The organism is Haloarcula hispanica ATCC 33960 (assembly GCF_000223905.1).
Lineage (GTDB): Archaea > Halobacteriota > Halobacteria > Halobacteriales > Haloarculaceae > Haloarcula > Haloarcula hispanica.
In genome coordinates this window covers 1481265-1500035 of sequence record NC_015948.1, presented here as the reverse complement: position 1 = coordinate 1500035, position 18771 = coordinate 1481265, and the positions used below count along the sequence as shown (strand labels likewise).

20 protein-coding genes are annotated in these 18771 nt (G+C 63.9%); 11 read left to right on the top strand and 9 right to left on the bottom strand.

Annotated elements, in window-relative coordinates:
- Window positions 1-8 precede the first annotated feature (8 nt).
- Complete coding sequence (locus HAH_RS07640; protein WP_014040398.1) at window positions 9-1796, top strand: ArnT family glycosyltransferase; 1788 nt, start codon at window positions 9-11, stop codon at window positions 1794-1796.
- A gap of 36 nt (window positions 1797-1832) precedes the next feature.
- Here the strand turns inward: HAH_RS07640 and HAH_RS07635 are convergent, their stop codons facing one another.
- From HAH_RS07635 to HAH_RS07620, 4 genes are read right to left on the bottom strand one after another with little or no spacing between them, the layout of a single operon-like run.
- Window positions 1833-2855 (bottom strand): lysylphosphatidylglycerol synthase transmembrane domain-containing protein, encoded by a 1023-nt coding sequence (locus HAH_RS07635; protein WP_014040397.1) that lies wholly within the window; start codon window positions 2853-2855, stop codon window positions 1833-1835.
- Window positions 2852-3709, bottom strand: coding sequence for a polysaccharide deacetylase family protein (locus HAH_RS07630; protein ID WP_014040396.1), 858 nt, complete (start codon window positions 3707-3709; stop codon window positions 2852-2854). Before HAH_RS07630 ends, HAH_RS07635 begins: the two co-directional genes overlap by 4 nt.
- The gene (locus HAH_RS07625) at window positions 3702-4088 is read right to left on the bottom strand and encodes a DUF2304 domain-containing protein (RefSeq protein ID WP_014040395.1); all 387 of its coding nucleotides are present in this window, start codon (window positions 4086-4088) and stop codon (window positions 3702-3704) included. The genes HAH_RS07630 and HAH_RS07625 overlap by 8 nt, the downstream gene beginning before the upstream one ends.
- A gap of 2 nt (window positions 4089-4090) precedes the next feature.
- Complete coding sequence (locus HAH_RS07620; protein WP_014040394.1) at window positions 4091-4765, bottom strand: glycosyltransferase family 2 protein; 675 nt, start codon at window positions 4763-4765, stop codon at window positions 4091-4093.
- Between the two features lie 178 nt (window positions 4766-4943).
- Between HAH_RS07620 and HAH_RS07615 the strand changes: the two genes are divergently transcribed.
- The 3 genes from HAH_RS07615 to HAH_RS07605 all read left to right on the top strand — a co-directional run bounded on the left by HAH_RS07615 (window position 4944) and on the right by HAH_RS07605 (window position 7463).
- Entirely contained in the window at window positions 4944-5366 is a 423-nt protein-coding gene (locus HAH_RS07615) for a cobalamin B12-binding domain-containing protein (protein ID WP_014040393.1), read from the top strand.
- Entirely contained in the window at window positions 5363-6421 is a 1059-nt protein-coding gene (meaB, locus tag HAH_RS07610; RefSeq protein WP_014040392.1) for a methylmalonyl Co-A mutase-associated GTPase MeaB, read from the top strand. Before HAH_RS07615 ends, meaB begins: the two co-directional genes overlap by 4 nt.
- Before the next feature lie 100 nt (window positions 6422-6521).
- Window positions 6522-7463 (top strand): alpha/beta fold hydrolase, encoded by a 942-nt coding sequence (locus HAH_RS07605; protein WP_014040391.1) that lies wholly within the window; start codon window positions 6522-6524, stop codon window positions 7461-7463.
- Between the two features lie 3 nt (window positions 7464-7466).
- Here the strand turns inward: HAH_RS07605 and HAH_RS07600 are convergent, their stop codons facing one another.
- The 5 genes from HAH_RS07600 to HAH_RS07580 all read right to left on the bottom strand — a co-directional run bounded on the left by HAH_RS07600 (window position 7467) and on the right by HAH_RS07580 (window position 11334).
- A complete protein-coding gene (locus HAH_RS07600) occupies window positions 7467-7853 on the bottom strand; it encodes a Zn-ribbon domain-containing OB-fold protein (protein WP_014040390.1) in 387 nt (128 codons plus the stop codon).
- Window positions 7850-9016 carry a thiolase domain-containing protein gene (locus HAH_RS07595; RefSeq protein WP_014040389.1) on the bottom strand — a complete coding sequence of 389 codons (1167 nt, stop codon included), beginning with the start codon at window positions 9014-9016 and terminating at the stop codon, window positions 7850-7852. The genes HAH_RS07600 and HAH_RS07595 overlap by 4 nt, the downstream gene beginning before the upstream one ends.
- Before the next feature lie 156 nt (window positions 9017-9172).
- Window positions 9173-9370, bottom strand: a complete 198-nt coding sequence (locus tag HAH_RS07590) for a DUF5800 family protein (RefSeq protein WP_008309112.1) — start codon at window positions 9368-9370, stop codon at window positions 9173-9175.
- Window positions 9371-9485: 115 nt separating this feature from the next.
- A complete protein-coding gene (gene gfcR, locus HAH_RS07585; protein ID WP_014040388.1) occupies window positions 9486-10124 on the bottom strand; it encodes a transcriptional regulator GfcR in 639 nt (212 codons plus the stop codon).
- Between the two features lie 334 nt (window positions 10125-10458).
- Window positions 10459-11334 (bottom strand): hypothetical protein, encoded by an 876-nt coding sequence (locus HAH_RS07580; protein WP_023843264.1) that lies wholly within the window; start codon window positions 11332-11334, stop codon window positions 10459-10461.
- Between the two features lie 59 nt (window positions 11335-11393).
- Here HAH_RS07580 and HAH_RS07575 point away from each other — a divergent pair, with 59 nt between their 5' ends.
- The 7 genes from HAH_RS07575 (at window position 11394) to HAH_RS07545 (ending at window position 18755) form a co-directional block, all read left to right on the top strand.
- Entirely contained in the window at window positions 11394-12383 is a 990-nt protein-coding gene (locus HAH_RS07575) for an aldo/keto reductase (RefSeq protein WP_014040386.1), read from the top strand.
- A gap of 61 nt (window positions 12384-12444) precedes the next feature.
- Entirely contained in the window at window positions 12445-13521 is a 1077-nt protein-coding gene (locus tag HAH_RS07570; protein WP_014040385.1) for a TrmB family transcriptional regulator, read from the top strand.
- 233 nt (window positions 13522-13754) lie between these two features.
- Window positions 13755-15287: an extracellular solute-binding protein gene (locus tag HAH_RS07565; protein ID WP_014040384.1), complete on the top strand. Its 1533-nt coding sequence runs from the start codon at window positions 13755-13757 to the stop codon at window positions 15285-15287.
- 78 nt (window positions 15288-15365) lie between these two features.
- Window positions 15366-16346, top strand: coding sequence for a carbohydrate ABC transporter permease (locus HAH_RS07560; protein ID WP_014040383.1), 981 nt, complete (start codon window positions 15366-15368; stop codon window positions 16344-16346).
- A gap of 1 nt (window position 16347) precedes the next feature.
- The gene (locus HAH_RS07555) at window positions 16348-17349 is read left to right on the top strand and encodes a carbohydrate ABC transporter permease (RefSeq protein ID WP_014040382.1); all 1002 of its coding nucleotides are present in this window, start codon (window positions 16348-16350) and stop codon (window positions 17347-17349) included.
- 4 nt (window positions 17350-17353) lie between these two features.
- Window positions 17354-18550, top strand: a complete 1197-nt coding sequence (locus HAH_RS07550) for an ABC transporter ATP-binding protein (RefSeq protein ID WP_014040381.1) — start codon at window positions 17354-17356, stop codon at window positions 18548-18550.
- Window position 18551: 1 nt separating this feature from the next.
- Complete coding sequence (locus HAH_RS07545; RefSeq protein ID WP_014040380.1) at window positions 18552-18755, top strand: hypothetical protein; 204 nt, start codon at window positions 18552-18554, stop codon at window positions 18753-18755.
- Window positions 18756-18771: the final 16 nt, after the last annotated feature.

The window sequence follows — 18771 nt, the reverse complement described above, 5'->3', positions numbered from 1 at the left end:
GTGACACGATGAGTAGCTGGCGGTCACTGTCCCGACGTGCTGTCGAACAGGTACGGTCGGATTTCCGGGACGACCCCTATCTCCGCTACGTGCTCCTGCTGTCGACTGTTATGGTCGGGTTCTGGTTCTGGCACCGCATCCCGAACTTCGCGACCCGTGACGAGTACAGTCGTCTCCTTGACGCGATGGTCGTCTACGGGTCGGTCCTCGAAGAACCGAGTTTCGAGGGGCTCAAGGCCGGCGTCGAGTGGGGCCGGGCCCCCTTCGGCGCGACGCTGTACCTCTATGCGCTGGCTATCCTCCCCGTCGTGCTCGTCGCCGCCATCACCGGCGACCTGGGCGCATTCACCACGATTGCCTTCCCTAGCTGGGAGTTCGGCCACTACGAAGTCTGGGCCGCCACGCCAGAGTGGATCTGGACCTGGAGCCTGGTCTTCATCCGGCTAACCAACGTCGTTGCTGCAATCTGTGCCGTCTACCTCACCTACCGCCTCGGCGTCGCCATCGAGGGCCGCAACGCCGGCCGGCTGTCGGCCGTCGTGCTCTCGCTGACCTTCGGCTTCCTCACCATCTCGAAGGAGGCCGGCGAAGATATGCCGGCGCTGGTGTTCGTCCTCCTCGCGCTGTACCTGCTGGTCAGGTACGTCCAGACGGACGACGGAACGCTGTTTCTGGCGGCGAGCGCCGCCGGCGGTGTCGCAATCGCGTTCAAACTGACGGCCGCGCCGGTCGTCCTCCTCATCGGTGTCGCCTTCCTGCTGCGTGCCCATGCCGCTGACGCGCCGCTGACGGAGACGCTGTACCGGCCGAAGCTCCTGCTGAGTGGCGCACTGCTCGGGTTCGCCATGATTGTCCTCGGGTTCCCAACCGCGCTCGTGGCGGGAGCCGAACCGTTCATCGAGCGGGTCTTCGGCGGCTCGACCTCGCGGATGAGCCATCCGACGGGCCCCGACGCCCCGATGTGGTGGTGGTTCCTCCGGGGCTACTTCAGCGCGCTGGGGCTACCGCTGTTTGCCGCGGCCGCAGCGAGCGTCGTGGCGACCGTCGCAACCATCCGTGACCGCGGCTCTGCCTTCCACGGCACCGTCCTCGTTCTGACGGGACTGGTGGCCTACATAGCGATGTTCTCCCAGTGGCACGACTTCCGCGTACACCACCTCCTGCCGACCTTCCCGCTCATCGCCTTACTCGTCGGGGGCCGACTGGTGCAGCTCCGCGAGCGCTCGACCAGTCTCGCTCGCCCGGTGTTGGCCGTTCTGCTGGTGACGACGGCGGTCTACGCCGGTATCGGGACGGCACAGTTCGCATCCATGCCCCGAGACGAGGCGACGGCCTGGCTCGAAGACAACAGCGACGAGGGCGACGTGGTGGAGACCTACCGCGTCCACATCCAGGACACCGCCGTCCCGCATTCGATGACTGCCCGACACGTCGCCGGTCAGGACTCGGAGGCGGAGGAGGCGATGGCCTGCCCGCGGTACATCCAGGTCGGGTATCGGGATCTGCTGTATCTCAAGGAGGACACCTACTACCGGAACGGCGATGCACAGGCGACCTACCTCCGGAATCTCCTGAACGAGGAGTACAACTACAGAATCGTCGCCGAGTTCGGGGAGCGGCCGCCGAACTTCGTTCCCCAGCGACCGACCCCCGGGTCGTTCACCGACCTGCTGCGGCTCGGTGTCGTCCCGCACACGGACCAGTTCGCCGACGAGCAAGAACTCGCGGCGAACCAGTACACCCTCATTCTGGAACGGGACGGCGAGTGCGACACGAGCCGGCATCCGCCGTTCTGAGCCGTTTTCTCGACTTCCCGCTCCGTTTTCCGCCGACTACTCCGTCGTCAATGACGTGACGTCGAGCCGAACGGAGGGATACCAGCCCGCGAGCGAGGGCAGGTAAATACTGAGGAACCGGTCGACGAAGATGATAGGGATGATGACCTCCGCTGGGATACCCAGCGCGACGAACACCGCCGTCGCCGTGGCCTCGGTGATGCCGATGCCGCCGGGCGTCAGCGGCAGAAGCGTCACGGTGTACGCGACCAAGAGATACAGCGGCAACGCGACCAGCGGTTCGAACGCGACGCCGAAACTCCCCAGCAGCAGGCCGACGCGGACACCGGGTGCGAGCACGAGGTCGACGGCCCAGCCGACCGCGTAGCGGAGCCACACTGCCGGCTCGCTCGCGAGCGACCGAAACGTCGTTGTCGAACTGTCGGTGAACTCAAGCAGGCCGTCGAGCCGTGCCGCGAGTCCCTCACCGAAGCGTGGAACCCGGACCGCGACCCCGGACAGCCAGCCGATGAGCCGGTCCAGATACGAGAGATTGAGGCCTCCAAACAGGATGGCGAGGCCGGCCGCGAAGTACAGGCTCGTCGCGAGCGCTAGCAGCAGAATAAGTTCGAGCCGGAGCAGTGGAATCGCTAGAACGAGCCCTGCGGTCGCCGCGACGCCGTAGTATATCGCAAAGATGCCGGTGTGAAGCGCCGACGCCGCGGCGGCGTCGCTGTAGGCCATTCCGGTCTGGCTCCGGAGGACGAACGGCGCGGCCAGCCGTCCCGAGAGCCGCGAGGGGAGCAACTGATTAACGAAGTTCACGATGAGCGTCGTCCCGGCGGCGGTCCGGAACCGGACCGGTGCGAGCGGGGTGATCACCGCGTACCACGAGTAGGTCCGGCCACAGATACCGAGAACGCTGACGGCGACGACCGCGAGCGCCGTTTCGGTTTCGACGCTGGCGAGCAGGTCGATTGCGCTCGCGATGTCGAACTGCGTGAGCAGCCACGAAAGCGCAACGACGGCGATACCGTACTGGGCGACCGTGATCCCCAGATCACGAGCTCGACTCGTCACGGTGTCTCGCCCCTCTGTAGCTGCGTCGCGGCCGTTTCACCACCCGCCAGCACCGCCTGTGCGGTCGTGAACTCGAAGTCCTGCTGTAAGATCCGCTCGACGGCCCGTCGCATCCAGTCACCGGTCCTGACGTACACTCGCGTCGGCACCCCCTCTACGGCCGGCAGGTCCACCAGTTCCCACGGGTGGACGTACAGCATCGGCGTGATGCCCCGGCGGGCCAGTAGCCTCATGCCCAGAATCGTGTACCGCGGGCCGAAAAACCGGAGCCAGGTCCCGGTGAGGGGCAACTGCAGCCCCGGCATGACGCTCGCCGGGAACTCGGTGATACTGTCCGGCGCGTCCGGGTGCACCGCCGACGCCGGAACCGGTCTGTGGATGTCGTACTCGCCGCCGTACCACCCCGGAATCGACCGGCTTGAGACGACGCTAGAGTCGTACGTGTATCCGATGTCGGAAAGTAGATCGAAGTGGTCGTCGGTGATGTCGAATGCGGGCGCGCGGAACCCGGAGACCTGCTCGCCGGTGACCCGCTCCAGCACGTCCTTCGACTCGGCCAGTTCCGCCCGTCGTCCGTCGCTGTCGAGGTCCGAGAGCAACTGGTGGGTGTGCGTGTGCGACGCGACTTCCAGTCCCGCATCCGCAAGTGCCCGGACGGCGTCGGGGTGGGACTGGGCGACTGATGACACCACGAACGCGGTGGCAGTCGCGTCGTACTCCGCCAATATCTCCCTGAAAAACCGGCCGCCGTCGAGACCGACGCCGTCGCGGTCCGTCGTCCCCGACGCGCTCCGGTACGCCGGCGTCTGGGTGAACAGCTCGAAATCTATCGACAGCACCGCGCGGTTACTCATCCTGCTGGTCCTCGGTCTGTAGCTGGTGTTCCTCCAGTTCGCTCCGGAGGAGGCTCAGCTCCTCGTTCAGCCGCGACAGCCGGTCGTACATGTGGCCGATGCGATTGAGCAGATACGTCACCGCCACAAACAGCGTCAGGTTCGAGATGACGAGGATGGCCCGGGCTTTCCACTCCAGGCCCAGCAGCCGCGCCACGACCTCGAACACGTTTGGGACGATGGCGACGACGATGAGCCCCGCGCCGAGCAGCAGCGACATCACGAACAGCTCCAGCGATTCGCGTTCGCTTCTGACGATGATGTACCCGTTCGCGAGGAAGGCCAGGCCGATGACCAGCGACAGGAGGTTGACCAGTGAGTAGTCGAATCCAAAGACCATGATTAGCGAAAGAGGAGGACGCGAAACACCGTGTCGGTCATGCGTAGCGGGTAGAGCACGAGCGTGTCGAGGCTGAACTGCGACTCGCCCTCGTCCCGGATCGGCATCTCTATCGATACTTCTTCGATCCGCTGGCCGCGCTGGGCCGCGTCGAGCGTCTGTTCGACCGCCCAGTGGTTGTCCGAGCGGTGGAGGATGTCCTGTAGCGCCGACACGCGGTAGACGCGGAAGCCGCTCGTCACATCGGTGATGTCGATGCCGCCGAGCTTCCGTACGACGGTCGTGAAGAAGGTGATTCCCAGCCGCCTGATGAGCGGGTAGTCGTCGATGCTCTCGTTCAGGTAGCGGCTGCCGATGACCATGTCCGCGTCCTCGGCGTGGGAAAGCAGGGTCGGAATCTTCTCCGGGTCGTGCTGGCCGTCGGCGTCGACCTGCACGACGAAGTCGTAGTCGTGGCGGATGGCGTACTGGTAGCCCGTCCTGACGGCTCCGCCGACGCCGGTGTTAAAGACGTGTGTGACGACGTGTGCGCCGTGCTCGCGAGCGATGGCCGCGGTGTCGTCCGACGACCCGTCGTCGACGACGACCACCTCGTCGACGTAGCGGCTCGTTCCGTCGATCACCGACCCGATGGTGGACGACTCGTTGTACGCGGGGATGACGGCGACTGTTCGCACTGGTGGAAACGCCGCTAGCAGCGAACTTAGAATTGTCGTTCTATGGAATGGTCCTATTCTGGTCTGTGAGCCCGCACTCGACCCGGCAGCATATTTCGTTCCCTGCGGGGACTCGCAATCGACATCGGTCATGATGAATAGGGCAAGAATGAAAACACACCGCGCGGTACGTACTGGCATGAGTGTCGAGCAGGAGCAGACGGAACGGACCATCAGGTGTCTGGTGGCGAAAGTCGGACTCGACGGGCACGACCGGGGCGCACACGTCATCGCGCGGGCGCTCCGTGACGCTGGCTTTGAAGTGATTTACTCAGGGCTCCATCGAGCGCCCGACGAAGTCGTGCAGGCCGCTGTGCAGGAGGACGTAGATGTTGTCGGCATCTCCATTCTCTCGGGGGCGCACAACACGCTGGTCCCAAAGATTCTCGACGGGCTAAGAGAGTATGACGCGTTCGATGACCGGCTCATCCTCGTCGGCGGCATCGTCCCGGATGACGATCAGGCGGAACTCCGCGGCCAGGGCGTCGACGAGATATTCGGCCCGGGCGCGTCCATGGAGGAGATGATCGACTACATCCACGAGAACGCGCCCGAGCGATGAGCGACCTCGTCGCTGACCTGCTTGCGGGCAAGCACAGCGCCCTCGCCAGAGTCATCACACTGATAGAGAACCGTTCGTCGGGGTACCGAGAGATAATTTCCGACCTCCACCAGCACACCGGGACAGCCGACGTTATCGGCGTCACGGGCAGCCCCGGTGCGGGCAAGTCCACGCTGGTCGACAAGGTCGCAGCGACCTACCGCGAGCAGGGCCAGACCGTCGGCGTCATCGCTATCGACCCGTCCTCGCCGTTCTCCGGCGGCGCGGTGCTCGGCGACCGGATACGGATGGCCTCGAATGCCGGCGATATGGACATGTTCTTCCGGTCGATGTCCGCTCGTGGCTCCCTCGGTGGGCTGTCGACGGCGACGACCGACGCCGTGACCGCGCTGGACGCGTTCGGCAAGGACAAGATCATCGTCGAGACGGTCGGCGCAGGCCAGAACGAGGTCGACATCGTCCGCACCGCCGACACCGTTGCCGTGCTCGTCCCGCCGGGCAGCGGCGACGACGTGCAGATGCTCAAAGCCGGCATCCTCGAAATCGGGGACGTGTTCGTGGTCAACAAGGCCGACCTCGATGGGGCCGACCGGACGGTCCAGCAACTCCGGGAGATGCTGCAGGGGCGGAGCGGACGGCCGGACTCCGGCCATCACGGCCCGACCGAACTCGCCGGTGACCACGGCGACGCGTCCGACGACGACTCCGATGACGAGGACGACGGGTCGGAAACGTGGAACCCCCCCATCGTGGAGACAGTCGCCAATCGGGGCGAGGGCGTCGAAGATTTCCTAGATGCGCTGGCCAACCATGGGGACTACCTGGACCGAACCGGCCGCCGAGAGGGCCAGGCGCGGGAGCGCTTCGCCGCCGAGATTCGGACCCTGCTTCGGGAGGACGCCAACGAACTACTGGTCGACGAACTCGACCGCCGCGGCGGCATCGAGCAGTACGTCGATGCCGTTATCGAGCGAAACACCGACCCGTACACCGTCGTCGACGAGGTCCTCGCGCCGCTCCGTGCGTGTCTCGACGAGCGTCGCGACGGGGCCTGAGTACGAGGCTGGCACCCACCGGACTGAGAAAGCTCTCGGGCAATCGACACCTGATGCTCGTCCAGCATGTATAACACACTCCGGGCCCCAAGATATCAGTATGAGACTCCGCAAGGCGCTCGGGGCGGTCGTTGGTGCGGTCGGCGCGACAGCCGCTGCCAACCGCGTGCTGCAGTCGCGGGCCGGCGCGTTCGAACCGATGCTCGACGGGGAACAGGGGACGTACCGCTGGCGCGGGTTCGATATTGCGTACACTGAAGCCGGGGACCCGTCGGACCCGGACCTCGTGTTGTGCCACGGCATCAACGCCGCTGCCAGCAATCACGAGTTCCACACGGTGTTCGACACGCTGGCCGAGGACTACCACGTCATCGCGCCGGATCTGCCGGGCTTCGGGCACACGGACCGGCCGCCGCTGCTGTACTCGGCGTCGCTGTACACGGCCTTCGTGCGCGATTTCATCGAGGACAACACCACCGATGCGACCGTCGTCGCGTCGTCACTGACCGGGGCCTACGCCGCCAGCGCGGCACAGGAAGTCGACGTCAAGGAACTCGTCCTCATCTGCCCGACGGACAGTTCGATGGGTAATCGTACCGTCTGGCTCCGCTCGCTGCTCCGCGCGCCGGTCATCGGCGAGGCCATCTACAACCTTACCGTCTCGAAACCCTCCATCCGGCACTTCCACGCCGACCACGGCTACTACGACATGGATAATCTCACCGAGGACGTCGTCGACTACGAGTGGCAGAGCGGCCACCAGCCCGGCGCGCGGTTCGCACCGGCGTCGTTCGTCTCCGGCTTCCTCGACCCGGAGGACGACCTTGGTGAAACGCTGGCCGGCCTCGACGTGCCCGTGACGCTGGTCTGGGGCGAGGACGCCGACATCACGCCGCTGTCGGAGGGTCGCGACCTGGCCGAACAGGCGGACGCGATGCTCGTCGTGTTCGGTGACTCGCTGCTCCTGCCCCACGTCGAACACCCCGGTGAGTTCGTCGACGTGGTCCGCGACAGAGTGACGTCGGTAACGGTCGAGAACTGAGTTCTAGCGCGGCCGGAACACGACGGCTCTGTCGCCGGTCGTCACGCGCTCGCCGACGTCGATACCGACCACGTCGCCGATGGCAACGTCGTCCGGGTCCACGTCACGGACGAGTCCCGTGACCGACACCGGTCCGAAGTCGGCGATGGCGGTGACGTAGGGCGCGTCGTCCTCGAACTGCGGCGTCGGGACGGTAATCGTCGTGTGGCTCGCGATTTCGCCGGATTCTGGCAGATCGACCGCCGAGAGTTCCTGGTCGTGACAGCGCGGGCACACCCGCCGGGGCGGCAGCCAGCCGTGGCCGTTCGAACATTCGAGGTAATAACCGTCGTCCGATTCGATGCTGTCGAGCCACTCGTCGTACTCGCCGTCTCGTGCGGATTCGGTCATTCTTGCACCTCCATGACGTGGACGGTCGTAGACGCGACTGTACCGCCCGCGTTGTGCGCGACGCCGACGGTGCTGTCCGGGACGGCGTCGGCCCGCGGGTGCGACCCGTCGAGGAGCCAGGCAACGGTCGCCAACTGGGCGACACCGGTCGCGCCGACCGGGTGACCTTTGGCTTTCAGCCCGCCAGAGAGGTTTATCGGGAGGTCGCCGTCACGGGTCGTCTCCCCGTTGCGCGCCGCGGCGATGCCCTCACCGCGCTCGTAGAAGCCCAGCGATTCGATTGCGAGTACTTCCGCGATAGTGAAACAGTCGTGGACTTCGGCGAAGTCGACGTCGTCTGGACCGACGCCGGCGTCCCCATAGGCCTCTTCGGCGGCCTTGTCGGCGGCGGGGGTCTGTGCCAGATGCGGGCGGTCCTGCAGTGCGAGATTGTCGCCGCCCTGTCCGGTGCCGGTGATGGCGACTGGGGCGTCCAGGTCGTGTTCCTCAGCGTAGGCCTCCGTCGTCAGGACGGCAGCCGCGGCCCCGTCAGTAATCGGACAGGAGTCATAGAGGCCCAGCGGGTCCGCAATCGTCGGGGCCTCCATCGCGTCCTCGACCGTGATTTCCTGCTGAATCTGGGCGTGCTCGTTGACCAGCGCGTGCTCGTGGTTCTTGGCGGCGATGTGAGCGAGGTCCTCGTGGGAGCCGCCGTACTGGTCGAAGTACGACCGGGCCATCAGCGCGTACGCCCCGGGGAAGGTCATCCCGGCGCGGACCTCGTAGAGGTCGTCGGCGGCGATAGCGAGCGCGTCCGTCGCCGCCGCCGTCCCGATATTAGTCATCCGCTCTGCGCCGCCGACGACGACGACCTCCGCTTCGCCGTTCCGGATCGTCTTGACGGCTTCACGAACGGCCGTACCGGCTGATGCACAGGCCGCTTCGACGCGGGTCGCCGGAACGTCCAGGCCAATGGCCTCGGCCATAAGCGGGCCCTGATGGCCCTGGTGTTCCGCGAGCTCTCCCATGAAGTTGCCGTAATAGAGGGCTTCAGCGTCGTCCGGGTCGATTCCGGATTGCGATAGCGCTTCGAGTCCGGCCTCGGCGAACAGGTCTCGGCCGGTTCGCTCGGGGTGTTTCCCGAAATGTGTCACGCTGGCCCCGGCGATACGTGGGTCTGACATTATCTCCCAGTGTGCGCTGACGGCTTAAATGCCTACTGCTCGGATGCTTAATTAGCGCATATTCGGGGCCATAAACGCCTAAAAACGGGGTATGGGTTCTTTATCGAGGTTATCTCCCACGAGGGGTCTATCGCCCAGAAAGGAACTATCTCCGCTTCAGTTCACGATCTCGGCGATACGCTGGGGTTCTCCCGATAGCGCGGGTTCCGGCTCGACCATCTGCAGCACTTCGTGATCGGTCACGTCGGGATACGACTTCTGGATGGCGTCCTCGATGAGGGCCTTTTCGAGGCGGAACTCCGTCCCCTCGTAGACGACATCTACGCCCTGTTCGTCGAACGACAGTACAGTCATGCCGCGGATTACGCACGGCACGAATAAAAGGATAGTCTCTCGCGCGGCCACACTGATTCAGGTGCTTCGACGGCCGCTCGACGTAACACGCGCTCCGCTCAGTCCGTCAGGATTGTTACGAGTCGCCGTCGCTGCCGACTCGGATGACCTGCAGCAGGGAGTACACCGGGACGCCGCGGATGTCGCCGACGCCGCGCTTGTCAGCCAGCACGACGCAGGCCACGGGGTTGCCGCCCTGTTCGTGGATCGCGTCGATGGTTTCGCCCATCGTCTTGCCGCTCGTGATAGTGTCGTCGACGACGTAGCAGTCGCGGTCCCGGATCTGCGCGAAGTTCCGGGAGAACGAACCGTCACTGGTCTCGCTCTCGTCGTCGTCCCACTGGTGTTTCGTCGGGGCGTACGTCCCGAGGTCGGTTTCCAGTTCCCGGGCAACAGTCGTCGCAAGCGGTGCGCCGGCCTTCTCGATGCCGATGGTGAGGTCCACGTCGTCGCCTTTCTTCGAGAGCAGGTCCGCCATCGCCGCCCCCGCGTGGTACAGCCGGTTGCTGTCCCGCCCGACGGCGGACCAGTCGACGTGGATGTCGTGGGGACCGCCGTCGTCGCTCGTCTCCGGTTCCGTGCCGGTGCCGCTGCGTTCGACAAGCCAACTCGCCGTCTCGCGGGAGACGTTGAGCTCGTCAGCGATCTCGCCCTTAGAGAGGCCACGCTGTGCCAGGTCGGACGCGCTGTCGACGAGGTCGTCGATATTCTTCATACCACCATCTCCGTGTGCGAGGATTTAATAGGCAGTGTTCTTCACTTACCGAAAATTTATTTACAACATCAGTTGTATATTTCTAGCGGCTGGGTTTCACTCCCCCTGCCGTCCGGGACCAGGTGGGACCACCGTTGGGTCACCAATGTTCCCCACCACTCCGACCCGGCCGACGTCAACCGTCTCACGGAGCATGGTTGTCCGCGGGACCGCACGCACCAGCGGTACAGGCGGGACTCTCCCACCGTTCCCGTCCATCGTCTCTCCGAACAGAACCCGGCTAGCGTCTCGAATCCCGGACCAGACACCGATTCGGCCGTTCCTGTACCTCGTTTCAGTTGTCGCTCACTTCAAAGGTGTAGAGGCGCTGCTCGCAGGTCGGACAGACGAGCGTCTCGTCGGGGTCCTGCCGTGGTCCCAGATGGCCGCCACAACACGACACCGACGACGACTCGACCAGTTCGGCGCCACAGACCGGACACCTGTCGAGAAACATCCGGAAGGCTTCCGCGCCAGCGACTCTGAGCCGCTCGTCGTCGAGACGTTCGCCGAGGACCTCGTACGCCGCGAGCTCGGCGACGACGACCGGTCGAGGAAGGAGCTGCTTGTGGTCGGAGCCGAGTGCGACCCACTCCGCGTCGTCGGCGTACGGTTCTGTGTAGTCGACTCGCGGGAGCGACGCCTGCAGCGCCGTCGAAAGCGAATCGAGCGAGCGGTCGGCCAGTTCGTCCATTCGCTCGTGCCACGCCGAGTCGATGGCCGTCGCGAGAAACAGTTGCGCTCCCTCGACTTCGATGACGCCAGCCGCCGATAGCTCCCGGAGAACGGTCTCGCCGTCCATCCCCACGTCGTCGGCCAGCGATTCGCTTTCCTGGCGAGTCACATCTTGTCGGGATGACTCTCTGTGCGATGGCTTTCCGTGGAACCACTCGTCCGGGACCGGTGACGCTGCCACCAGCCGCGGGGCAAATTCGGGCGTGTACGGAACCAGATACCCCCGAAGGTAGACCACTGCGACGCCGACAACGGCGACCAGCAGGCTCGCCCGCGGGCGGTTGCGTGCGCGAAGGAACACAACACCGATTCCAACGAGCCCCAGATTCAGGACAGTACACGGCCAGCATCTGTTCTCTCCGGTGTGCGACTCGTCGCTGAGCGTTCTGAGTGCGTCCATCGGATCTGTTTCCTTCGGTGCGGACTCCCGGCTCATGTTCGGACATCGGTATGCAGTCCCAAAATTCTTTAACAACAGCTGTGGTACAAAGTGGCATGAGTGATTCGCCGGTGACATACACCACGCTCGGGTCGACAGGGCTCGACGTGTCCCAACTCTGTCTCGGAACGATGAACTTCGGGAGCGCGGAGCCCTGGATGCTGAACGACGAGGCTGAGAGCCGCCGGATACTCGAACGGGCGCTCGATCTCGGTATCAACTTCTTCGATACTGCCAACGCCTACTCGAACGGGGAGAGCGAGCGGATTCTGGGCAGTGCAATCGACTCCGCTCGCCGCGGCGAACTGGTCATAGCCTCGAAGGTATACTTCGATATGCACGACGGCCCGAACGGCAGCGGGCTCTCGAAGAAACACATCATCGATCAGTGTCACGCCACCCTGGACCGCCTCGGCGTCGACTATCTGGACCTCTATCAGATCCACCGGTGGGACGACGACACGCCCATCGAGGAGACGCTGGACGCGCTGACGTATCTCGTCGACGAGGGGCTGGTCCGCTATATCGGCGCGAGCACGATGGCCAACTGGCAGTTCCAGAAGGCGCTGTACACGGCGGACATCGAGGGGTACGAGCGGTTCGTCTCGATGCAGCCGGAGTACAACGCCGTCGACCGCCACGAGGAGGCGAACCTCTTGCCGGTGTGTGAGATGGAAGGGGTCGGCGTCATCCCGTGGTCGCCGCTGGCCGGCGGCTTCCTGGCCGGGAAGTATGAACGCGACGACGACCTCTCCGAGGGCCGAGCAAGCACGGACGAGTACACAGCAAACCGGTTCAGCGACGAGAACTGGGCGGTCCTCGACGAGGTGCGGGCGATTGCCGACGCGAAGGGCGCGACACCGGCACAGGTCAGCCTGGCGTGGCTCTGCCATCAGGACGTCGTCGACGCGCCGATTATCGGCCCGCGGACCATGGGCCATCTGGAGGAGAACGTCGAGGCACTCGACATCGAGTTAACTGACGAGGAGTGCGCCCGAATCGAGGCTCCGAAACAGCCACAGTGGCCGGTCGAGGGCAAGGACTGACCTGTGGACCTCGATAGATAACCATGCACGTTAACTGCGTACTCAGTTTCCCTGTACACACATGGACGACAGCGAACTAACCGATGTCCTCGAAGATGCCGGTCTCTCCCCGTATCAGGCGGAGGCCTACGTGGCGTTGCTTGGGCTGGGGACCGCATCGGCGACCGACATCGCGGACTCCTGTGACGTTCCGGACCCGCGGATCTACGACGTGCTCCGGGACCTGGAGACGAAGGGGTATATCGAGACGTTCCAGCAGGATAGCCTGACCGCCCGCGCCCGCAACCCGGACGTAGTGCTTGAGGACCTGCGGTCCCGGTCGAGCAAGTACCTCGACGCGGCAGAGACGATCGAGGAACGCTGGAACCAGCCCGAGATATCAGACCACGAGGTCAGTATCGTCAAGCGGTTCGAAACGGTCGTCAGCCGAGCCCGGGAGCTCATCGAAGCGGCCGAAAACCAGATTCAGGTCGGTGTGGACCCGGAGCAGTTCTACGCGGTTCGTGAGGAACTCATTGCCGCCCACGACCGCGGCGTGAACATCAAACTCAGCATCTGTACGGGTCCTGGCGAGGAAGTACCGCCGCTTTCCGACATCGAAGGGACCTGTACGGAGGCTCGAAACCGTGAAATTCCAGCTCCGTTTTTCGTGCTGGTCGACCGGACCTGGACGTGTTTTGCGCCTCACCACGACTCAGTCAACGAGTACGGCGTGCTCGTCAAGGACCGGACCCACACCTACGTCTTCCACTGGTTCTTCCTGACCTGTCTCTGGGAGATCTGGGACACGCTGTACACCGAACGGACGCCGGAAACACCGACGACGTACGTCGACCTCCGCCACGCAGTCCGGGATATCGAACCGCTGCTGAACGAAGATGCGACTATCGAGGCCGTCATTGAGGGGTACGACACGGAAACGAAGGAGTCGGTCGAGCTGACAGGGCGCGTTACCGACATCGACTACACCGGGAGTAGCATCGGTCGGAAGGACCCCGTCCCACTGGCACAACTGGCCGGTCGAATCAGTGCGACGCTGGTCACCGACGACGGGACGTACGAGGTCGGTGGCTGGGGGGCCGTCATCGAGGAAATCGAAGCGACCGAGATTACAATTACGGACGTCACGTACGAGTGACACAGACGCCGTTTTTTCGGGACCAGTAAACTCTCCCTCAGTTTGCGCGTTTGAGCACCTCTGTGTGGCAAACAGCTGTTTGACCTATCCCTGCGTATATATACTGAAAGATTTATACGAACCCTACTGGTCAATGATATATCACGATTGCCGGGCTGAGGCCGACAATTAACAACACCTGTGGTTAATTATGGACAACCTTTAAGGTGTGTCCGGGATAGCTCAGAATAGATATGTCGGACAATGGCACAAGCGGCGAGCGGAACTCGACAGGCGTCTCCCGGCGACGGTTTGTCCGTGCCGCCGGAGCAGCAGGTGTTGTCGGTGGACTGGCAGGCTGTGCGGACTTCGTTGGTGGTGGCGGTGACGGCGGTAGCGGTGACGGCAGTGACGGTGGTTCGACTGGCGACGGTAGCAGCGGCGAGACGACGACGGTCCAGTGGGGCTTCGACCCGGTGGCCGTCCAGAACAACGGCGACGCAATCAAGCAGGCACTGCACGACAACGGCCTGTCGGACGACATCGAGATAGAGTTCGTCCCGCGCGACCAGGACACCGGTGCGGCCCGGTCGAACTACAACCGACTGCTCTCGGCCGGCGAGACGAACCCGGATATGTTCCTGATGGACAACGGCTGGACGAACATCTTCATCCAGCGGGGACAGCTCCAGAACCTCTCGCAGACGCTGCCGGAGGAACTCCTCTCGGACGTGTCGGACAACTACTTCTCGGCGTTTACGGACACGGCCCGGAATCCGAGCAACGGTGACCTGTTCGGTGTCCCGGTGTTCCCGGACTTCCCGACGATGCAGTACCGCAAGGACCTCGTCGAGGAGGCCGGCTACAGCCCCGAAGAGAACAACTGGGCGACCGAGCCGATGACGTGGGAGGAGTGGTCGAACATCGCCGCGGACACCTACGACAACGCCGATGTCGAGTACGGCTTTACTACCCAGTGGGACATCTACGAGGGGACCTCCTGCTGTACGTTCAACGAGGTCATGTCCTCGTGGGGCGGCGCGTACTTCGGCGGCCGCGACAACCTCTTCGGGCCTATCGGCGAGCGGCCGATCACGGTCAACAACACCGAAGTCATCAACTCCCTCAACATGATGCGGAAGTTCGTCCACGACGAGGAGTTCGACGGGCAGTTCGAGGGCTACGGCGGCGGCTTCACCCCGACCGAAATCCTCGGCTGGAAGGAGGAAGACGCTCGCGCGCCGTTCGTCAACGGCAACGCCGTCTTCCACCGGAACTGGCCCTACTCGCTGGCGCTCGGCGGCCGCAACCCGGAGGAGACCGAGGACCCGGCGCTCGGCGAGAACCTCGGCGCGATGCCGATTCCGTACGCCGTCTCCGAGAGCGATGCGGCACAGCCCGGTACGGGCGGTACCACGGCCGCCCTCGGTGGCTGGCACATGACGGTCAACCCCAACAGCGAGGACTTAGACGCCGTGACACAGGTCATTCGCGCCGCCATGGAGCCGGACTTCCAGCTCACGCTGCTGTCCGTCCAGGGGTGGCTGCCGCCGCGGCCTGAACTGTTCAACTCCAGCGAGGCCCAGAACGTGCCCGTCGTTGGCCGGTACATGGACACGCTGCAGGTCGCTGGTAACAACACGATGCCGCGCCCAGTGACGGCTGTCTGGAGCGATCAGTCCAGCAAAATCGCACAGCAGGCGAACCGCGCAGTCGGGCAGGAAGCCTCCTCGGCCGACGCGATGGCGACGCTAGAGTCCGCACTGGAAGAGACCGAGCAGTCCTGAAGCCACGGGCAACCGTTACAAAACCACCCCTGTGATTATTTACCATGACACATTCAAACGACGGACGGAGGTAACCGAATGAGTACAGAAACCGGCCGTGAATCCAGACGCTCGGGGGCACTCGTCAGCGTGATGCGCTGGATGGAGAACCTCAGCGACACGCAGTACGCGTATCTGCTGTTGGTGCCCGTGTTCGTCCTTCTGGGCATCGTCGCGCTGTACCCGCTGTTGCGCACCTTCGAGCTGTCGCTGTTCGCGCTCTCGGCGGACTTTTCGAGCACGACTTTCGTCGGCGCTGGGAACTACGTCGAGCTGTTCACCGGCGAGAAGAACCGGTACCTGCCGGGCGGAACGACGTTCCTTCCCGAAGGGTTTGGCACGAGTGCACTGCTGAACAGCGCACTGGTCGTCACGATAATCTTCGCCGTCGTGAGTGTGCTGTTCGAGACGCTCATCGGCCTCGGACAGGCGCTCATCCTCGACCAGGACTTCTACGGTCGGCGGTGGATTCGCGCGGCTATCATCATCCCGTGGGCCGTCCCAATCGTCATTCAGGGGATGATCTTCTTCCTGATGTTCAACTCGAACGTCGGGTTCCTGACGCCACCGCTTGCCGACCTCGGGCTGCTCGCGCCGACGAACACGCTGAACGACACGGCAAGTGCGACGTTTATCATCATCGTCGCCGACATCTGGAAGACGTCGGCGTTCATGGCCCTGCTCATTCTGGCGGGGCTGCAGAGCATCGACCGGGGCCTGTACGACGTGGCGAAGGTCGCCGGCGCGACGAAGTGGCAGCAGTTCAAGCTCATCACGTTCCCGCTCATCCTGCCGACTATCGGCGTTGCCGTGCTGTTCCGGTCGGTGCAGGCGATGCGGGTGTACGGCATCATCGACACGGTGTCGAGCTGTACCGTCGTGCCGTCGCTGTCGTGTATGGTCGTCGCGACGTTCACCACCCGTGAGGGGACGTCCGCGGCCATCGCGTTCGTGACGGCCGCCATCATCGGGACGGTCGTAATGGGACTCATCGTCTGGCAAGGGGAGGACGCGATCTAACATGGCAACGCCAACCGACACCCAGGAGCAGTCGAGCGACGGACCGCTACAGCGCTGGACCCAGAGCGCCATCCAGGACCCGGAAAAAGTGTACCGGGCGCTGTTCTACGCGGCGATGGTGTTTTTCCTGGTGACGACGCTGTTCCCCTTCTACTGGCTCATCGTGCTGGCGGTGACCCCCGAGGGGAACCTGCTCTCGGGCAGTTTCCTCCCGACCGTGGACCTCTTCGGCGTTAGCGGGACGTTCCCGCTACCGGTTCCGAAGGGCTTCAACCCGGGCGCGTTCGTCACGGTCTTCGAACAGGTGCCGTTCCACCTGTACATGCTGAACAGCTTCGCGCTGGCGGTCACGACGACGGTCATCGTGCTGTTCGTCGCCAGCCTCGCCGGCTACGTGTTCGGCCGACTTCGGTTCCCCGGCCGCGCACTGCTGATGCTCGGTATTCTGGCGATCAGCTACTTCCCGCCGGCCGCGTTCGTCATTCCGCTGTTCCAGGCCTTTGCCGGCAACGCCCCGATCACGATACCGTTCACGTCCATCCCGCTGTTTACCCCACCGCGGATGCTGAACACCCCGGGATCGATGGTGCTGCCGTTCAGTGCGCTGTTCATGCCGCTGTCTATCTTCATCCTGACGACGTTCTACGGCCAGATTCCCGACGGGCTGGAGGACGCCGCACGGGTCGAAGGAACGACGCGACTGGGCGCGCTGTTCCGGGTCATCATGCCGCTGTCTGCGCCGGGCGTGGCGACCGCGGCCGTGCTGACGTTCATCGCCGTCTACAACGAGTACTTCTTCAGCTCGATCATGGCGACCTCGCCGGAGGCGGCCAAGTGGTCGCCTATCGTCGGCGGGATTCTCAGCTACCAGACCCAGTACACGACGCAGTTCAACCTCATGGCGGCCGCGAGCATCGTCGGGGTTCTCCCCGTCGTCATCCTCGTGATCGTCGCACAGGAACGCATCGTCAGCGGACTGACCTCAGGCGCACTCAAGGAGTAACACAATGGCAAGAGTACGACTCGAACACGTAACGAAGCGCTACGACGACCAGGGTGACGTGGTCACCGCGGTCGACGACATGAACCTCGACATCGACCACGGCGAGTTCATCTGTTTTGTCGGCCCCTCGGGCTGCGGGAAGTCGACGACGATGGAGACCATCGCCGGGCTCACCATCCCAACCGAGGGCGAGATATATATCGGCGACCGCGAGGTGACGAACCTCCCGCCGAAGGACCGCGGCATTGCGATGGTGTTCCAGAACATCGCGCTGTTCCCGCACATGGACGTGTACGACAACATCTCCTTTGGCCTCCGACTGCGGGACTACCCGCAGGACGAGATCGACCGCCGCGTCGAGCGGGCCGCCGACATCGTCCAGCTAGAGGGGATGCTCAACCGGATGCCCGAAGAGATGTCCGGCGGGCAGCGCCAGCGCGTCGCCATCGCCCGCGCTATCGTGCGCGAGCCCGACGTGTTCCTGATGGATGAGCCGCTGGCGAACCTCGACGCGAAGCTCAAGGTCCATATGCGGACGGAGCTTCAGCGCCTGCACAAGGAACTGGACACGACGATCATCTACGTGACCCACGACCAGGAGGAGGCGATGACGCTATCCGACCGCATCGCCGTCCTCGATTCGGGGCAGCTCCAGCAGATCGACCCGCCGCTGACCTGTTACAACGAGCCGGACAACCTCTTTGTCGCCGGGTTCATCGGCTCGCCGTCGATGAACTTCGTCGAGGGGACAGTCACCGAGACCACACTTGAGACGCCGAACTTCTCCCTCGAATTCAATCCGTCGTCCATTGAAGGCGTCGGAGTCGGTGACGACGTGACACTCGGCATCCGCCCGGAGGACATCTACCCGGGCGAATTCAAGTCAGAGGTCCCCGACCCGTCGGGAATGATTACGGCGACGACCGACATTCTCGAACCGATGGGTGACGAGATATTCGCCTACCTGCTGCTGGGCGACGGCGAAACGTCGATGTCTCAGGAACTGGCGACGAACGACCAGTTGCTGATGAGCATCGATCCCGACTCGGACCTCGAAGAGGACGACGAGATCGGGGTCGTCATCGACCGACGGAACGTCCACCTGTTCGACTCGGCCACCGGCGACGCGATCGTCCATGACCTCATCCCGTACGAGGCCGAAGGCACTGCATCCAGTAGCGAAGTAGAGTCAGACGACTGATATGAGCAGCCACCTCGCGATGCTGTACTGGAGCGGGATGCTCGTGCTGTTTTTCTTCTGGGCGTACGGTATCGTGTCGTTCATCCTGGACCTGAAGAACAAAATCGTCCCCGGCATCATCCAGTATCGGCGCGGTCGACGCCGTGAGAAGGCAAAGCAGGAACAGGAAGAGGAACGCGAAGAGCGTGAAAAGCAGTTGTATTAACCCGACACCGGGTGCA

Bases quoted from the DNA above. Each gene is read 5' to 3' on its own strand.
- HAH_RS07560 (WP_014040383.1), top strand. From the start codon at position 15,366: ATGAGTACAGAAACCGGCCGTGAATCCAGACGCTCGGGGGCACTCGTC.
- HAH_RS07595 (WP_014040389.1), bottom strand. From the start codon at position 9,016: ATGTCAGACCCACGTATCGCCGGGGCCAGCGTGACACATTTCGGGAAA.
- meaB (WP_014040392.1), top strand. From the start codon at position 5,363: ATGAGCGACCTCGTCGCTGACCTGCTTGCGGGCAAGCACAGCGCCCTC.
- gfcR (WP_014040388.1), bottom strand. From the start codon at position 10,124: ATGAAGAATATCGACGACCTCGTCGACAGCGCGTCCGACCTGGCACAG.
- HAH_RS07575 (WP_014040386.1), top strand. From the start codon at position 11,394: ATGAGTGATTCGCCGGTGACATACACCACGCTCGGGTCGACAGGGCTC.
- HAH_RS07565 (WP_014040384.1), top strand. From the start codon at position 13,755: ATGTCGGACAATGGCACAAGCGGCGAGCGGAACTCGACAGGCGTCTCC.
- HAH_RS07580 (WP_023843264.1), bottom strand. From the start codon at position 11,334: ATGAGCCGGGAGTCCGCACCGAAGGAAACAGATCCGATGGACGCACTC.
- HAH_RS07640 (WP_014040398.1), top strand. From the start codon at position 9: ATGAGTAGCTGGCGGTCACTGTCCCGACGTGCTGTCGAACAGGTACGG.
- HAH_RS07590 (WP_008309112.1), bottom strand. From the start codon at position 9,370: ATGACTGTACTGTCGTTCGACGAACAGGGCGTAGATGTCGTCTACGAG.
- HAH_RS07570 (WP_014040385.1), top strand. From the start codon at position 12,445: ATGGACGACAGCGAACTAACCGATGTCCTCGAAGATGCCGGTCTCTCC.
- HAH_RS07630 (WP_014040396.1), bottom strand. From the start codon at position 3,709: ATGAGTAACCGCGCGGTGCTGTCGATAGATTTCGAGCTGTTCACCCAG.
- HAH_RS07545 (WP_014040380.1), top strand. From the start codon at position 18,552: ATGAGCAGCCACCTCGCGATGCTGTACTGGAGCGGGATGCTCGTGCTG.
- HAH_RS07600 (WP_014040390.1), bottom strand. From the start codon at position 7,853: ATGACCGAATCCGCACGAGACGGCGAGTACGACGAGTGGCTCGACAGC.
- HAH_RS07550 (WP_014040381.1), top strand. From the start codon at position 17,354: ATGGCAAGAGTACGACTCGAACACGTAACGAAGCGCTACGACGACCAG.
- HAH_RS07615 (WP_014040393.1), top strand. From the start codon at position 4,944: ATGAGTGTCGAGCAGGAGCAGACGGAACGGACCATCAGGTGTCTGGTG.
- HAH_RS07605 (WP_014040391.1), top strand. From the start codon at position 6,522: ATGAGACTCCGCAAGGCGCTCGGGGCGGTCGTTGGTGCGGTCGGCGCG.
- HAH_RS07625 (WP_014040395.1), bottom strand. From the start codon at position 4,088: ATGGTCTTTGGATTCGACTACTCACTGGTCAACCTCCTGTCGCTGGTC.
- HAH_RS07555 (WP_014040382.1), top strand. From the start codon at position 16,348: ATGGCAACGCCAACCGACACCCAGGAGCAGTCGAGCGACGGACCGCTA.